This window comes from Zavarzinella formosa DSM 19928, from assembly GCF_000255705.1.
Classification (GTDB): Bacteria; Planctomycetota; Planctomycetia; order Gemmatales; family Gemmataceae; genus Zavarzinella; species Zavarzinella formosa.
The window spans coordinates 864,747-881,323 of the sequence record NZ_JH636440.1 but is presented as its reverse complement, the minus strand read 5'-3'; the positions used below and the strand labels follow the sequence as shown (position 1 = coordinate 881,323).

The window sequence follows — 16,577 nt, the reverse complement described above, 5'->3', positions numbered from 1 at the left end:
ATGTCTGCGAAAGCCGATGTAAGAAGCTGAGACATTCCCGTGATCGCCGTGGGGAAAGGATTCGCCATGCGAAGCCCGGTGCTGATTGCCGAAACACCATTCTCGGGAGGCCACGGGCCGCGGTTCCTCGCGCCTCCGGGCCGCGAGATGAACGCCGCCATCGCCCAACATTACCTGGACCATACCCGCGACGAAGAACCGGAGTTCAACGAGATCGAGGGGGAAGACTTCCTCGCCGTTCGCCAGACCCGGACGGACGAACACACCCACGAGCAAGGCGTCGAAACGCTGGTGCTGGCCGGGATTGATGTCGATCAACTCGGCGACGAGGAACGGGATGAAATCATTCTGCAATTGCGGGAACGCCTGGAAGTGCTTCCCGATGCGGTGGCCGCCGTGGATTGGGAGGCGAAAAGCTCCGAGTCCCTGACGGAAATCGCGGAACTCGACGAATGGCACGAAGCCAGTTGGGACACCCTTCCCCGCATGGGCATGTGGGCCACCCTCCCGCGCGGGATCGGCGCCATCGTCAAAACCCCGGCTGAGGAAACGCCCGCGCCGGAACCCGAACCGGTCGCCATCAAACCAGAACCAAAGCCGGAACCAAAACCCGAGCCGAAGCCAGAACCCGTCGTTGTTGCCAAGCCGGAGCCGAAACCCGAGCCGAAGCCGGAACCAATCGTCGTCACGGTCAAGCACGAACCGAAACCGGAGCCGAAGCTCGAGCCGATTGTCATCACCATCAAACACGAACCGGAACCCAAGCCGGAACCGGTGACGATCACCATCAAGCATGAGCCGACGCCCGAGCCGGTGAAGATCGATTTGAAGGCGACGGCTTCAAATCCCACGCCGTCTGTCGTGTTGGAAATCAACAAGCCAAAAGCGCCCGAGCCGAAGCCGGAACCCAAACCGGAGCCGAAGCCCGTCGCCAAGAAGCCGGAGCCGAAACCCGAGCCGAAGGTGGTCATCAAGCCGGTCGAAAAGATCGTCGTCGAACCGGCCGCCGCGCTGGCCCCGGTGGTGAAAACCGAACCGGCGGCGAAGGTCGAACCTGCCAAAACGGAACCGGCTTCGGTGAAAGTCGAGTCGGTGAAACTCGACCCGGTGAAAGTGACCGCTTCTGTCGATCAGGGCCGGTCCCTCACGGAAGTTCCGGTCAACAGCCTCATTACTCCTTCGGAAAACGTCCCCGTGCCGATGGCCCCGCCGCGTCGGCATCGGTCGTATTTTCCGTGGGTCATCATTTGCCTGATGGTTGCCGCCCGCCTTTGGTATCACACGCAAGTGGACACGACGTGGGATCAGCATGTGCGGGAAGTTTACACCGCCCGCCCGGCCGGTGACGACACCCCGCAGATTGTTGAAAAGATCCTTGAGGTTCCCGTCGAGAAGGTGGTCGAAAAGATCGTCGAAAAGCCGGTCGAAAAGATTGTCTACGTGGACAAGCCGGTCGAAAAGATCGTTGAGAAAATTGTCGAAAAGCCGGTGGAGAAGATCGTCGAGAAGGTGGTTGAAAAGCCGGTGGCTGTCGCCGGCGACACCTCGAAGGCCGATCAATGGACGTCGTTCGCCGCCGAATATCGCGCCCGCATGGGCCGGGCCGATGTCGGCGCCGCCGGGGATTGGCTGCAAGGCTGGTCGAACCAACTCAAGGCTTGGAACCCCGCCGAACCGCCGGGCCTTGCCGAACTGCGGGCTGACTTTCGCAAGAATGCCGAGCCGAAGCTGCGGGAATGGACCCTCGCCCGGATCGGGGAACGCCGCTTCACCCAGGCGGAAGACGGTCTGACCCAATTCGGCAACTCGGCCCCGGCGAAGGCCCTGCTTGCCCCGGCCACGCCGGAACAACTGACGGCGAAGAACCGCCAAGATGTTCGGCAGGCCGAGGATGAATTCCGATACGCCCGTCTGCGGGATGCCGTCGCCACATCGACGACCCCGCCGGAAGTGATCGACCGGCATATCGCCGCGTATCTGTCCCTCAACGAACCGCCGGGCAAGATGGCCAGGGAAGTTCACCAACTCGCGGAATACCGCCGATGGGTGCGGGAAGGTTCCCCGGCCAAGGCCGTCGTCAGCGTGCGTTGGGGGGATCGCACCCCCGCGAAGGATCACGAAGTAGAAATGACCCTTGGCCAGCGGCCCGGCCCGGATTCCATCAAGCACAAGACCACCGTTCCCGCCCGGCCCGGCCAGACGTGGACGGAGAGTTTCGCCATCACCGTCGCCGACCTCGCCCCCGGCCTCGCGCTGCCGTACCGCATCAAGACCACGCGGGAAACCTCCCCGGTGGAAGAACTGGCCGAATCAATCCGCGTCAAGAGCGACTTGTTCGTCTGGGAACGCGGACAATCAAAACCGCTGGTGGTCGCCTCCGAACCGGAGAGCGGCACGACGGTGCTGGTGGAAGTCCGGGGGCTTGTTGAACGCCCGACCCTCCCGGCGTGGGGCGGGGCTGTTCCCGCCACGCCTGTTTCGCTGCCAAAGGTGGGACCGTGAACAAAGCATATGTGTTGATGACCGCCGCCGCGCTTGCCATGCTCGGGGTGACCGGTTGGTTCGCCAGCCAGTTGATTCTGGCCAAGCCCTCGTCCGTGCCAACCACTCCGGTTTCCACAGACGTGCGGTCTGAATACGATCTTTGGGCGGCCTCGCTCAAGGTCGATGAAAAGGAAATCCGCGCCGAATTGAACGACCTGATCGCCGGCGCCAAGATCAAATTGGACGAACCCGACAGCGCCCGCGTCGGCAAGCTCACGTTCACTTGTGACGATGCCAACACCTTGCTGGCCATCGGCCATGTGGCGAATTTCGTCAAGACGGCTGCCAACGGGAAAGCGAGGGCCTATGCCTTCGTGACCGCTGAAGAGCGGGCGATACTGGAAGTCTACGCCGGGGAAAATCCCTCCGCGACGAGTGTGCTGAGGCTCCGCAAATCACTGGCGGAACTGGCCGCCGAGTTTGAGGTGCTTCGCCAAAAGCCGGACTGGAGTGTCGAGGTGACCGGCGAGGAAAAAGTGGCCATGCCGATGCTGGACATGCTCCGCGAGGGATACGAGTTCATGCCGTTTTCCAAGCATCCGGCTCTGCGGAAAAACCCGCTGATCCCGGCGTTCGCCTCCGCCGATGCCGAGTTGCTGGCCCAATTGAAAGTCTACTTCAACGGCGCCCGCGCCAAGGCGGCGTTCCCGGTCGCGAAGTTCTCAAACGCCTACGTGAAGGGGGAATTGCCCGCCATCCCCGTCGGCTTGGACCCGTATCGCAAGACGGCCCAAACCGCCATCGACGGAGAGAAAAAGATGCTTCTCCCCGGAGACAAGGAACCACCGGCCGAGGCTGTCGAAGCGGTGGACGACGTGTATCGAAAGCTGGAACGCTTTCTGGATGTGGTGGGGAAGTTCGGGAAGTGAAACCCCGCGAGGTTTTCCGGTCCGTCGGGCAAACGGCGGCCGGAAAACCTTGGTTACTTCAACCCGCTTACTTCTTCTCGGAAATGCAATAAACCCCCGACACGGTGCGGATGTAGATGCAGCCGTTGGCCAGCGCCGGGGTGCCCATGATTTCTTCCTTCAAATCGTTGGTGGCCAGCACGCGGGCTGTGTCGCCGGCTTTTAACACGGTGCAAATCCCCGCGTCATCGAAGGTATAAATCTTGCCGTCCCCGGCGATGGGGGAGGCCCAGAAAGTTCCCTTCCCCTTGCTCACCCGTTCGCTCCAAAGTTCCTTGCCGTCGGACATGTTGGCGGCCAGCAGCGTGCCGGCGCGGCCGACGCTGTAGACTTTGCCGTCGTACACCAATGGCGAGGCATTGCCGGGAGAAAGCTTCTGGGATTTCCAGAGTTCCTTCATCGCCCCCTGTTCGCCGGGTTGCAGACAGACAAGGTTGCCACGGGAGGGAAGCAACACCTTTTCCCCCGAAGTGACGGCCGTCGGGATGCCGCCGCTTTCACCGGCGACGCTCCATGATTTCTTGCCGTCGGTCACGGTATAGGCGATGGTTTCCTTCGGCGTGGCGAAGATCAGTTCGGCCACCTTGCCAACGACTCGCAAGGTTGGCGTCACCCAGTTGATATCCTTCGGCCGATCAATCTTCCAGACGTTCTTGCCATAGGTCGTGTCCACGGCCGCGAGGAACGAATCCCCGGCGGTGTCCATCGGCACAATCAGAAAGTCCTTGTACAACACGGGCGAAGAGGCCATGCCCACCTGATTGGCGATGTTCGGGTAATCCTCTGCCAGCGACCGATACCACTTGAGGTTCCCGTCGAGGTCGTAAGCGACGAGATCGGCGGTGGCGAACAGACAATAAACCCCCTCTGCGTTCACGCACGGGCTGGGGGCGGCCATCGACGACTTGGGATGATGCCCCGTGTTGCCGGTGGCCGCGAGCTGGCGGTGCCAGAGCAGCTTGCCGGTGTCGGCGTCAATGCACTGCACATGAAGCCGGTCGTTGCGAACGCCAGACGACGACGTGACAAACACCTTCTTGCCAAACACGACCGGCGAAGCCACGCTGCGGCCAGGCGTTTCAATCTTCCACTTCACGTTCTCGGTCGGCCCCCAAGTGGTCGGAAGCCCTTTTTCATCGGAAACGCCGGAGGCGTTCGGCCCGCGAAACTGCGGCCAGTCCCCGGCCCCGGCGACGCCGACCGAAAACATCACGGCAAACAGAGCCAGACGCGCGTTCATGCGAAACCCCATCCCTTGGTTGACGGCCACAAGACATCCGAGAAATGATAGGCCGTCAACCAAATAAAGTCTTGCGCCGCGCCAAGTCAGCCCGAATGGCATCCCCAACATCCGCCGGGTATGATGACGAGACCCCGAAGGAGAAAGCGATGAGCATCACCCCCCCCGAGAAATGATGGTTTTTCTATCCTGATCCTCTATTCAGCAACAAGAATTTGGAATCAACGATGACTCGCCGCTGTCAGTATTCTGTGCTGGCTCTCCTGCCAATCGCTCTTATTTGGCCGGCAAACATTCATGCTGCTCCTCGAGAGAAGCCGACCGCTCCGGTTCTTTCGTTTGGAAGTTCTTTATTCCGGCATTCTTCCGCAATCAATTATGCCGCCATGTCAGCGGACGGAACAACCTTCCACACTCTTTCGAGTGCCGGGGTATATTCTTGGAATTTGGACACTGGCGAATCGCAATTTTTGTTCACTGATGGCCGAATTCGCAATTCCCTGAGTCTTTCGCCCGATGGCAAGCACCTGCTTTCGATTTCAAAGGATGAGGTCGCCTGTTGGGATGCGAAGACAGGCAAAGAAGTTCGGCGTTATGAGGACACTTACTTGACCGGCTTTGCCGGGTTTAATGCGAACGGCTCCGGAATCATCATTTTTGGAAATGGCGAAATCACGCACCTTGGCCGAGAAAAAGATCCGGTGAGCATTGGCAAAACGGCAAGATTTACCAATCCGGTGTTCTCGCCTGATCGCAGGTGGTTCATCACCCTTGTTGATGAAGAAGGCAAGAAAGAGTTCGTTATTTATGATGCCGAATCATTTAAAGTACGGGGGACTTTGAAAGCGGGGCCGAGAACGGTCGGGCCATCTCCGAATGACATGGCGATGGTTATCGCCGGTTTCTCGCCCGATGGAAAATTGCTTGCCATCCCAACCGAGAAGGGGGGCATTCGTCTCTGGGACATCAACGCCGCGAAAGAAAGCAAAGACCTTGAATCAGGGGTGAAGAAACTCAAACTGCCCGAAGAGTATTTTTCGATTCTTCGCTTTTCTGATGACGGCAATCAGTTGTTCGCCGGAACATACGGAGGGACAATCCGGCGTTGGGCAATCGAATCGGGGAAGGAACTTGAGCCGTTGCGCGGCCACAAACTTCCCGTTAGTTCATTAAACCTTCGTTTGAAGGGCAGGCAACTTGTTTCTACTTGTCTTGATGGAGTGATTTGCCGCTGGGATACCTTGACGGGCAAAGAAATTGAGCCGCTGAACCATTACACCGGACCGGTGATTTCTTCCGTCTCCGACGACGGCAAATCCGTTGCGATTCTCGATTCTGTTGGCAAGATCGATGTCTGGGATCTTGCCTCGGGGAAAATCAAAGCAAGAAATTTGATTCCCGACCGGGCCAGTGGTGAATCACATCTTAGTTATCCCTTCTTTGGCTTTATGCCGGGCGGGAAAAATCTTTATCTAGCCGAACTGCGCGGACGCATCACGATCTTCGACGCCACATCCGGCGCCATCTCATCCACAATTGAATTGAAGAACTATTCTGACATGAGGGGATTTCAGTTGCTAAGTTGCCTGCCCGCCAAAGACGGGTGCTCTTTCCTTGTTAATCGCAACGGTGCTCGGGGAATGGCGCTGGTTGATGCGACGGAGGGCAAGGAAATTTGGAAGACCACCGATCTCCCGAAAGGCGCATTATGCTCCCCGCCGGTGTTTTCACCGGGCGGCAAGACGATTTCTCTCGGCATTTGGGGAATTGAAGGCGAACCTGACTCCGAAGATCAAAGCCCTTTGGCGGTTGCTCGCTTGGATGCAAGAAATGGCAAGATGATTGACAAATCCAGCATCAAGACCAATTCTCAGGGCAATCTGCAGATGCTTCAGACCTCCCGTGTCAGTCGGGATGGCAAACGATTAATTATCGAGGAACTGGGCGATGAAATGTCTGTGCTCGATGGCCTGATGAATAAAGTTCTGGCCCAGCACCGAATCATCTCTTTTGGTTATGATGTTTCTCCGGACGGCAAATGGATCATTAGCCCGGACATGGAGGACTTGCGAATTTACGACGCCTCTTCCGGTACGTCGATGCACCGATTCTTTCTGGGCCGACACTCAATCAAGGATGTGCATGTCCTGCCGGACGGACAACATGTTTTCCTCTCCGGTCAGGGAATCGCCGGAATATGGAGCCTGAAGCCTGTGTCAAAGGGAGACAAGTTTGATTCCCAAGCAATATGGAAGGACTTAAATGGGACCGAATCCAGTTCGTACCGCGCGATTTGGCGGTTGATTGACGAACCAGCCAGCGCGATCAAATTGCTGTCTGAAAATATCAAGCCTGAGTCGGCGTCAAAAGAACTGGCCTCGCGGGTAACACAGGTTCTTGAACTCATCAACTCGGTCGAATCGCGTCAGTTATTGAAGACATGGGCCGGGCGTGATGCCAACAGTCCTCTTGCGGACGAATCGAAGGCATCCTTAAACCGTCTGGAAGAACCACGCTCGAAAGAGCAGCCTCCTCGAAAGTGAATTCACGGCTGACGGGCGTGCGAATTTCGCATATGCCCCGCCCATCAGCCGTGAATTCATTTCAACGTCAGCGTCTCCACCCCCGCTGTTTCAATCTCTTCAACCGTGAACGGAATAGCGATGCCTTCGCCGATTTGCCATTTCTCAAACAAATCCGTGTAGTGGGGCGAAAACGGGTTGCCGGATTGGCCGCCGGCGAGCTGCCAGCGGCTGGCAGACCAGTTGCCGACGTCGATGATGGCCCGGAGGTTGGGCAGGCTTTTCACCGGGCCGAGCGGGTCGAGGGGCATTGCGGAGGCGTGGTTGGGCGTATGTTCGTCCCCGCCGACGGGGACCGGGCCAACGTCGAACGCCTTTCGCAGCGGCCCCCGGCCCATCATGGTGTGGCTGAGCGTCAGCGGCCGGACCGTGCCCCATTTCCATTCGTAAAGGTCCGGTCCGAGGGCGGCTTGATGGTTGATGATGGTTGCCGTCAACGTATCCGCGATCATCTTCGGCCAGTCGCCGCCGAACCATCCGGCGGGTTGCTCCTTCATCAACTTGATTGCGTGGCCCCAACGGCGGAAGCCGAAAAAGTTGTACGGGTTCAGGACCGCCGGGCCTTCACCCAGCGCCCACTTCCAGGACTTGGGGGCCTTCTCTTTGGCGATTCGGCCGGCGGCCTCAGCCATGAAAAGCTGGAGGATGGTCGCGGCCGGGGAATCGGCGGTGAGGTTTCCGTCCCACTTCCCCAAGATGTCGAGGGCGGTTTTCACGGCCGGTTCAGTTGTTGTCACCTTGAGAATGGTTTCCCGCAGTTCCCGCCACGGGATTGAGCGGACGCTGAGTTGAATCAGGCCGCAATCGGCGAGGTTGATCTTCGGCTTCGCGGCCAAGTCTTCGGTGATGACATCGTGCCGATAGCGGTCGAGCCAGTCGGCGCCGAGGAAGGCCCCGTTCGCTTCGGCTCGCGGGCGGTTGTTGGCCGTCGCCACGAATCCTTGCGATGGGTTCTCCACCCACGGCAGGTCTTCATATGGCAGGCGGTCCGGTTTCCAGTCGGTTCCGGCTTCCCAGCCGGGTTTCGGAAGGAGGCCGTGACCCTTGGAACGGACGGGCAAATTGCCGGTGAACTGCCAGCCAGTGGCGCCGCCGATGTCCGCGTAGACGAGGTTCATCGGGAAGCCGGGCCAGTGTCGGAAGGCTTCCCGGAACTCGGCGAACGATTTCACCTTGGTGGCCCCGAGCCAGCCGTTGACCGGGGCGGGGTCAAGCCAGATGGCCCGCAGGCTCAGGGCTTCCGGCGTGTCCTTTAAGATGGAACTGATGACCGGCCCGCGCGGGGTGGCGACCACTTCCTCGATCACGTCGACGGCTTTCTTCACGCGGATGGTTTCTTTTCGCACCTCGCACGGAAGCCATGAATCGCCTTGGCGATATTCCCAGACGCCGTTGGTCTGGCGAATCTGTTCGAGGAACAAATCCGCGTTGTCCGAGAGACCGGCCGTCACGCCCCAAGCCGAATGGCCGTTGTGCCCGCACGGGAAGGACGGCGAACCGACGAACGAGGCCCCGGTGATCGTCAGCGTCGGGGTGCGGAGGGTGGCGAAATACCACGGGGCCGGAATGGTCGCCCCGAGGTGCGGGTCGTTGCAGAGAATCGGCCGGCCCGTCTCCGAGTGCGACGGGGACACCACCCAATTGTTGGACCCGCCCGCCGGGGGCATCAGCCCGTTCAGCGCCGCCATGTCTTCCTTCAGACGGTCCAGCATGGAGACCGAGCCGGGGGATGGCGTGCCCAGATTGGGGATGGTTTCGCCCGTCACCTCCGCAAGAGCCGGATCAAGCGCCAGCAACGCCTCCGGGCCGTCGGCCAGCAACACCCGCAAACGGGCCAATTCCGAATCCCAATTCGAGGACATGAACCAAGGTTGCAGTTTCAGATACGCCAGCACATCGGCCGGTTCCCACGGGGTCGGCGCTGTCCCGAGGGCGACAAACTCATGCGGCCGCTTTGCCAGCCCGTGGGCGTACCCGGCGTTGATCCCGGCGGTGTAAGCTTTCAGAAGCAGTTTCCCCTCGGCTGACACGACATCCACTTGCTGCTCGGCCGCCCGGCGAAAGCCGACTTTGCGGCAAAGCCGGTCCACCGGCAACGCCATCGGGCCGACGATTTCGCACAGTGCTCCTCGGCCGATGCGCAGCAGAATTTCAAGCTGGGCCGGCCGGTCTTGGGCGTGGCAAAAGCCGAGGGCGAACCAAGCGTCGTGATCGGTGCGGGCCGTGATGACGGGGATGCCGTGCTTGTCCCGCCGGATGGTGACTGGGGCATCAAGGCCGGGTACGGTGAGTTCCCCGGAAGTGGCCGGCAACCGTTTGCCCAGCAATCCCCGGAGGGCGAGACGGAGAAGGTTCATGGTGGAACTCGAACAGAAGAAAGAGTTTCACGCAAAGTACGCAAAGAAGCAAAGTTCGCCAAGGATCGTTGAACAGGAGCATCAATCACCCGAGGCGATCAATCCCGTTGTTCAACGGCCCTTGGCGAACTTTGCTTCTTTGCGTACTTTGCGTGAAACTCTTTCCGGGTTCAATCCACGTACAAGAACTCGTTGCTCGCCAGCAACGCCTGATAGTAACGATCCTTGCGGCTGAGCTTGTTCTTGCCCGCTTCTTCCTTGGATTCGGTCATCGTCAGGTATTTTAGGCCAATATCCACTTCTTCCGGCAGGGCGGGGCGGCCGAAGAGGATCTCATAGGCCCGGCGAATGCGGGCGTCTTCGGTCGGGGCTTCCTTCTCCAGTCGGCCGGAGAGAGCGCGGGCCTGGTTCACCATGAACGGGCTGTTCATCACGAACAGTTGTTGTTGCGGCACCGTTGTTTCCACGCGGCGTTCGCTGGTGATGTTGGCATCCGGGAAGTCGAACAACCGAAGCAGGCCGTTGAGTTCATGGCGGCTGATGCGGGCGTACACCGTGCGGCGGGCGTTCTCGGGCGTGTCGAGGTTGGTGGTCGGGCCGCCAAGTTTCGGATCGAGTTTGCCGGAGGCGGCGAGGAGGGCGTCCCGCCATGATTCCACCGTGAGGCGACGACGGTTGGACCGCCAGAGGAAACGGTTGTCCGCGTCCTTTTGCATGTTCGCCTCGTCCGGCACGCTGGCCCGGCGATAGGTTTCGGAGAGCAAGATTTCGCGGTGCAGTTTCTTCACGCTCCAGCCGTTTTCGATGAAACTTGCGGCCAGATAATCGAGCAGTTCCGGGTGCGTCGGCCGTTCACCCATCGAGCCAAAATTGCTCGGCGTGCCGACGATGCCCCGGCCGAAGTGTTGCTGCCAGACGCGATTGACGAACACGCGGGCCGTCAGCGGATTCTTCGGGTCGGCGACCGCATCAGCCAGTTCCTTGCGGCCGCTGCCTTGCTTGAACTTCACCGGGTCGTCCCCGGCGATGATCTTCAGGAAGCGGCGCGGGGCCAGTTCGCCTTGCTTGGCCGGGTTGCCGCGAATGTAAACTTTGAGGTCAACCGGGTTGGTTTCGCTGATGCCGTGAACCATCGACGGCGTCGGCGGGGCTTCCTTCACCAGTTTGGCGTGTTCGGTTTTCAGCCCGTCGTATTTGGTCTTTTCCTCTGGCGGCATGATGCTCACCGCGTCCCCTTCGGCGAGGATGAAGACCCCCTTGTCGCCGAAGAGGGCATTCATCACTTCGTTGCGGTTCTTGTGTTTGGCATCGGCCATCACGGTTTTCACCGTGTCCCGCCAGGCGGCCGCTAGCGCTTGCACGGTGTCGGGCACATTTTTGTCTCCCTTTTTGGGGAGGTTCTTGGCCCAGTCGGCGAGGCCGGGCATGTTGGCGCCTTTGTTCTTCAACATCTTGCTCATCCGGTCGAGCGTCGGGCCGTCGAGTTTCTCGGCCTTGGCGATCTCGTTGGCCGGGGCGTCGTTTTTCTCCATGCGACGGGCTTCGAGCTTCCACGCGGCCAGCAGATAGGCCGAGAGTTCCTCGGCCTTCTTCACGGCCAGTTTGTCCTTCGCCGTTTGAAGCAGAGCCTTCACCAGTTTGTCCGCTTCCTGGATCTTCTTCTGGGAGGCGGCGATCTTCTCCATCTCGGCCTTCGGGGCAAGCGGAACCTTGTCCAGCTTGGTGCTGGTGAAGATGCCGGCGAGGGAATAGTAATCCTGCGTCGGGATCGGATCGAACTTGTGGTCGTGGCAGCGGGCGCAACTGACGGTGAGGCCGAGAAAGCCGCGGGTCAGCGTGTCCACACGGTCGTCGAGTTCATCGGCGGCGGCCTTGGCGGCATCCGAGTTCTTGTAATACACAGCGCCGAGGCCGAAGAAGCCGAGGGCGGCCCGGTGCTTAATTTCGTCCGGCGTGTCCCCGGTCAGGAAGTCGGCGGCGATCTGCAATTTGGCGAAGCGGTCAAACCGCATGTCTTCGTTGAAAGCGTCAATCACCCAATCACGATAGCGCCAGGCATCCGTGCTGGGGGCGACGCCGAAGGTGTGGGCTTGGTCCTCGGCATAGCGGGCCACGTCCAGCCAGTGCCGGGCTTGGGTTTCGCCATAGGCCGGAGAGTTCAACAGCCGGTCAATCAGTTTCGCATCCGCATCCGGGGAAGAATCGGCCAGATAAGCGGCCACTTCCTCCGGGGTCGGCGGCAGGCCGGTGAGGTCGAAGGTGATCCGGCGGATCAGCATCCGCTTGTCGGCAATCGCCACGGGCTTCAACCCTTGCGCGGCCAGTTTCGCATTGATGAATCGATCAATCGGCGTCGCTCCGGCGACGGCGGGAACGGCCGGTTTCACCACCGGCTGAAACGACCAAAACTTCCGGCCCTTGGCCCAGTCGATGCTGCTCGCCGCTTGGGCGGTCCCGTCCCGCGGATCAACGGCCCCGGTTTCCACCCATTTTGTGAGGTCGGCCACCACGCTCGCGGGGAGCTTCCCCTTGGGCGGCATCTTCAATTCGCCATCTTGCTTGATGGCCTTGATCATCAGGCTCTCAGTCGGTTTCCCTGCGATCAGAGCCGGGCCGGTGTCGCCCCCCTTCAGCACGGCTTGCTTGGTGTCGAGCCGCAAACCGCCGGCTTGCTTTTTCTCTCCGTGGCAGGAGAGGCATTGCTCGACCAGCACGGGCCGAATCTTGTTCTCGAAGAACTCGACATTCGGATCGGCGGCCAGTCCGGCGAACGGAAACAGACCGAGACAACAGAGGGCCAAGCGGGGATTCATGGGAAGAATCGCCTCCGTGCGGGAGGTTAAGGTTCGGCGGGTGGCAACGTGTGGCGGGCGGTTACGGCGGGAGAGACATGTTTATGGTAACACGGACTTGTAAGAGGACAAGGGGACAAGGGGACAAGGGGAAAAGGGGACAAAATCCTTTGAATGGAATCTCGTTCCCCTATCTCCTTGTCTCCCTGTCTCCCCGTCATCTTCCAGAAGGCAACACCAACACCGGGCGGCAGAAGGCTCCCGTGTGCCCCTTTAGATTGATCGGCAGGCACATGAGCTGGCAGGGGTTGGGGGCGGCAAAGGCTTCCGGGGGGAAGCGGAGTTCTTCGACGATCCAGATGCCGGCCGCGAGCAGGGCGGTGTGGGTGGCCGGGTTCACCGGGTCGGTGATGCCGCCGATGGAATAGTGGTCGATGCCCACGCCGCGAACCTCGGCTTCCGCCAGCCACTTGGCCCCGTCAGGTGTGAGGTACGGAGATTCGTAAAGCCATTCTTGGGTTTTGGCCCGCTTCTCTCCCCAGCCGGTGCAGAGGAGCACGATTTCGTCCCGCTCCAATTCCGGCAGTTTCTCCTCCAGCATGTCCGGGGTGATGCCGGTGTTGGCGGCGATGCCCCGCAGATCGGCGATTCTCGCCATGCCGGTGAAGCGGCTCAGCGGAATGTCGTCCAGACTGGCGCCGCTGGCGATCTTGTGCAACGGGGCGTCCACATGCGAACCAGTGTGGTTCGAGAGCGTGAGGAGTTCCACCCGCCAGCCGGCCTCCGGGTGATCGCGGAGCAGAACCGACGACACCGGCGGATGCACCGGACAATTCGGGGCGTCATGATAAACGGGTTGGGAGAGGTCGATGAGTTTCATGGTCATTTGGCGGTTGAGTGTTTGCGAGAGACGAAGACCGGAAGATTGACCGTCACTTCCGTTTCAAAATCCACTCCGTCACCATGTCCAGCACCACCGGGGCGATGGTTTCCTCGATCTGGCCGTATTCGTTGACCATGCCGGTTTTGGCGGTCTGGAACAGGTGGTTCAGTTTCGGGAGTTCCTTGATCGTCACGTCCGGATTGTTGCCGGCTTTCAGGGCTTTTTCGATCTCGGTGAGGTTTTCCTTGGGGATCACCTGAATATCCAGTTCGCCGTTGAAGGCCAGCACCGGGCACTTCACCTGTTGCAGCGTCGGCCGGGGATCGTATTTGATGAACGCCCGGAACCACGGGGTCGTCACCTGGTTCATCCGGGCGACACCACCGATGTTTTTGAATTCCTTTTGTTCCTTCTCCGGGAGGGATTTAACGTATTCATCGACCACCGCCAGCACTTCTTTCTCCTCGGCGTCCTTTTTGATCATCGCAAACATTTTGGTTTGCAATTCCTTTGTTTGGGGGCCGGCCTTCTCCATTTTGGCTCCCTTCAAAATGGCGGCGCTTTGCGCAATGAGTATTTCATCCCCCGGCAGACCCGGCCCGGCCATCATAATGATGAAGCCGATCTCGGGATTTTTGGCCGCCACAATTGGGGCAATCAGGCCCCCTTCGCTGTGACCCATCAGGCCGATCTTGCCAATTTCTTTGCGGGTTTTGAGGAAGGCGACCGCCCCGGCGGCATCCTCGGCGAAGTCCATGCTGGTGGCCTTGGAGTGGTCGCCGGTGGATTTGCCGACGCCCCGGTCGTCGAACCGCAGCACGGCGATGCCCTTGCGGGTGAGGTGGTCGGCGATCACCAAAAACGGCTTGTGCCCCATCAGGGTTTCATCCCGGTCCTGCGGGCCGGACCCGGTGATCATCACCACGGCGGGGAAAGGGCCGTCTCCCTTTGGGGTGGTCAGGGTACCCCCGAGTTTCACCCCGGCGGCCTTGCTGTCGAAGGCTACTTCGGTTTCGTCATACGGGTAGGGCTTCTTCGGGTTCTGCGGCCGGAGAAGGGAGGGCATTTTCTCCACCCGCTTGAGTTCCATCGGTATCTTCAGCCCCTGCTCGAAATCCCCTTTGATGGTCTCGTTGTCCGGTTGCAATTCGCCGGTGTAACCGATCTTGAAGGGAGGCAGTTTCAATGTGAGGACGTTCTTCTCGAACGTGACCGTTTCGACCGGCAGATTCATCGCCCCTTGGTCGAAACTATCCATCTTGGCCGTCAACTTGCCGTCTTTGTCGCTGGTGATGCGGAACCCGAGCCGAAGCTCGATGGGGCCGAATTTCACGGTTCCCAGCCAGTTCCCGATGATTGGATTAGTCGATTCCTTCTTGGGGGCTTCCTTCTTGGGTTCCTCGGCAAACCCCGGAGCAGCCAGCAACAGCAGGCACAAGAACAGACGGCGACATGGCATGAGTGCGACTCGCGGAACGACTTGGGGATGATTGGGTGAACAATCATCTTATTCCGCGACGGAGTATCAGACATGGCGGGCAATCAGACTGCCCGCCGGGGAGTTCATCGAATGATTTCTCGAATCCTACTTTCGCCGGTCGAGCCAGATGAATATCCCAATGACGGCGACAACGATCATCAACCCAACCACCATCAATCCGATCGTGCCGTATTGGGCGTCAACATACCGAAAAGCCCGGCCCGGCAGGGCCACAATATCATCCATTGCCTCGCTCCAAACAATACCCGACGGGTGAAACGGGCATTGAATCATGGATTATTTATGCCAGATGTGCAAATTATTCGGATGAGGAAGACTGATCTGCGTGGGTAATCCCGGCTGTCAGGTTTCCCGGAAGATATGGGGATCCGGCCGTTGGCGCGGCCGAAAATCCAACGTAAGTTCTTGGAGATGAACGCATGTTGACCGTCATCGGACGTTTGTTTTTCGCTTCAACCAGATGCTATTGATGACGATTGTCGACATGGAACCGTTGATGGTTCTCGAACGAGGGATGTTCTGTGACCGCCTATCGAATCGCTTTCGCCCTGATCGTGTCGGCCTGCTTGGGCGGTTCCGCCTTGGCCCGGCCGACGCTGTTTGACGGTCCCTTTGTCGATCTGGACCGCCTGAACCGTTCGCTGCACGGCCGGGTGGACGAATACACCCACAATCACGGGCGCGACAACCGGATTTGCTCGAAGGCTCTGGGCGAGAAGCGGGATTTGTACGTCTATGTTCCCCCTGGCTATGATCCGGAAAAACGCTACCCCATCGTCTATTGGCTGCATGGCTTCGCGCAGGACGAAAAGACTTTTCTGGATCTGATCGAGACGTTTGATTGCATGATTTGGAAGGGCAGGTTCCCCAAATGCGTGCTGGTCTCCGCCGATGGCAGTTCCAAGGGGCGGGCCTCGTACTTCGATGTGGGAACCTTCTACCTGAACTCCCCGCTGGGCAGGTATGAAGATTACATGGTGAATGACATCTGGAACTTCGTTGTGACGCGATACAGCATCCGGGTTGAACGCGAGGCCCATGTGCTGGCCGGCGGTTCGATGGGGGGCTTCGGGGCGTATAACCTCGGCTTCAAGCACCGGGAGCAATTCGGCGTGTTGATCGGCATCATGCCCGCCCTGAACATCCGCTACGCCGACTGTCACGGCCGGACCGACCGGAACTTCGATCCCAACTGCATGGGCTTCGCCACCGAATACCGCCCCCGAGACACGATCGCCAATTTCGCGGGCGGGTTAATCAAGGTCAAGCAACAGCAGGTGATTGCCCCGGTGTTTGGCGAAGGACCGGACACCATCAAGAAAGTGTCGGCCGAGAACCCGGCCGAAATGCTCTTCACCCACGACATCAAACCGGGCGAATTCCAAATGTTCGCCGGATACGGCTCCGACGATGAATTCAACTTCGACGCCGGCGTGCAAAGCTTCGCCTATCTGGCCAAACAGCGCGGCATCGACGTGACCACCTACGAAGTCAAAGGCGGCCGCCACAACCGGGAAACCGGCTACAAGATGATGCAACCGTTCGCCGATTGGGTTCTGCCACGGTTGGGGAAGTACGCCCCGGATTGAGTGTTTCCTTGATGAATCTATTGTGACAAGATTCGGACGGGGCTCAGAAGTGTGAGCCTCATCCGAATCTTGGCGGTTTGCAACTCTTCACAATTAAAATTCTCGACCAACCAAACGCAGTCAGGCTTCGCGTGTTTTGGTGTCATGGCCGAGATTTGCACGATAACTATGCTCATCACAC

The 16,577-nt window shown here is 59.4% G+C and carries 10 protein-coding genes; 4 read left to right on the top strand and 6 right to left on the bottom strand.

Features of this window, described 5'->3' with window-relative positions; genetic code table 11:
* Nucleotides 1-66 precede the first annotated feature (66 nt).
* Both BGIM_RS66505 and BGIM_RS0114825 read left to right on the top strand, forming a co-directional pair.
* The gene (locus BGIM_RS66505) at nucleotides 67-2,502 is read left to right on the top strand and encodes an IMCp domain-containing protein (protein ID WP_020470547.1); all 2,436 of its coding nucleotides are present in this window, start codon (nucleotides 67-69) and stop codon (nucleotides 2,500-2,502) included.
* Nucleotides 2,499-3,413, top strand: coding sequence for a hypothetical protein (locus BGIM_RS0114825; protein ID WP_020470546.1), 915 nt, complete (start codon nucleotides 2,499-2,501; stop codon nucleotides 3,411-3,413). Before BGIM_RS66505 ends, BGIM_RS0114825 begins: the two co-directional genes overlap by 4 nt.
* A 67-nt stretch (nucleotides 3,414-3,480) precedes the next feature.
* Here the strand turns inward: BGIM_RS0114825 and BGIM_RS0114820 are convergent, their stop codons facing one another.
* Nucleotides 3,481-4,692: an outer membrane protein assembly factor BamB family protein gene (locus BGIM_RS0114820; RefSeq protein WP_040889166.1), complete on the bottom strand. Its 1,212-nt coding sequence runs from the start codon at nucleotides 4,690-4,692 to the stop codon at nucleotides 3,481-3,483.
* 1,139 nt (nucleotides 4,693-5,831) lie between these two features.
* Between BGIM_RS0114820 and BGIM_RS0114815 the strand changes: the two genes are divergently transcribed.
* On the top strand, nucleotides 5,832-7,235 hold the full coding sequence (locus BGIM_RS0114815; RefSeq protein ID WP_238537633.1) for a WD40 repeat domain-containing protein: 1,404 nt from the start codon (nucleotides 5,832-5,834) through the stop codon (nucleotides 7,233-7,235).
* 56 nt (nucleotides 7,236-7,291) lie between these two features.
* Here the strand turns inward: BGIM_RS0114815 and BGIM_RS0114810 are convergent, their stop codons facing one another.
* The 5 genes from BGIM_RS0114810 to BGIM_RS62895 form a co-directional block, all read right to left on the bottom strand.
* Complete coding sequence (locus tag BGIM_RS0114810) at nucleotides 7,292-9,631, bottom strand: penicillin acylase family protein (RefSeq protein WP_020470543.1); 2,340 nt, start codon at nucleotides 9,629-9,631, stop codon at nucleotides 7,292-7,294.
* A gap of 170 nt (nucleotides 9,632-9,801) precedes the next feature.
* Nucleotides 9,802-12,444: a PSD1 and planctomycete cytochrome C domain-containing protein gene (locus tag BGIM_RS0114805; protein ID WP_020470542.1), complete on the bottom strand. Its 2,643-nt coding sequence runs from the start codon at nucleotides 12,442-12,444 to the stop codon at nucleotides 9,802-9,804.
* Between the two features lie 196 nt (nucleotides 12,445-12,640).
* The gene (locus tag BGIM_RS0114800) at nucleotides 12,641-13,303 is read right to left on the bottom strand and encodes a cyclase family protein (RefSeq protein WP_020470541.1); all 663 of its coding nucleotides are present in this window, start codon (nucleotides 13,301-13,303) and stop codon (nucleotides 12,641-12,643) included.
* A gap of 52 nt (nucleotides 13,304-13,355) precedes the next feature.
* The gene (locus tag BGIM_RS0114795) at nucleotides 13,356-14,765 is read right to left on the bottom strand and encodes an alpha/beta hydrolase family protein (RefSeq protein WP_020470540.1); all 1,410 of its coding nucleotides are present in this window, start codon (nucleotides 14,763-14,765) and stop codon (nucleotides 13,356-13,358) included.
* Nucleotides 14,766-14,891: 126 nt separating this feature from the next.
* A complete protein-coding gene (locus BGIM_RS62895) occupies nucleotides 14,892-15,032 on the bottom strand; it encodes a hypothetical protein (RefSeq protein ID WP_020470539.1) in 141 nt (46 codons plus the stop codon).
* A gap of 296 nt (nucleotides 15,033-15,328) precedes the next feature.
* Here BGIM_RS62895 and BGIM_RS50400 point away from each other — a divergent pair, with 296 nt between their 5' ends.
* Nucleotides 15,329-16,396, top strand: coding sequence for an alpha/beta hydrolase (locus tag BGIM_RS50400; RefSeq protein ID WP_020470538.1), 1,068 nt, complete (start codon nucleotides 15,329-15,331; stop codon nucleotides 16,394-16,396).
* The last annotated feature ends 181 nt before the right edge of the window (nucleotides 16,397-16,577 follow it).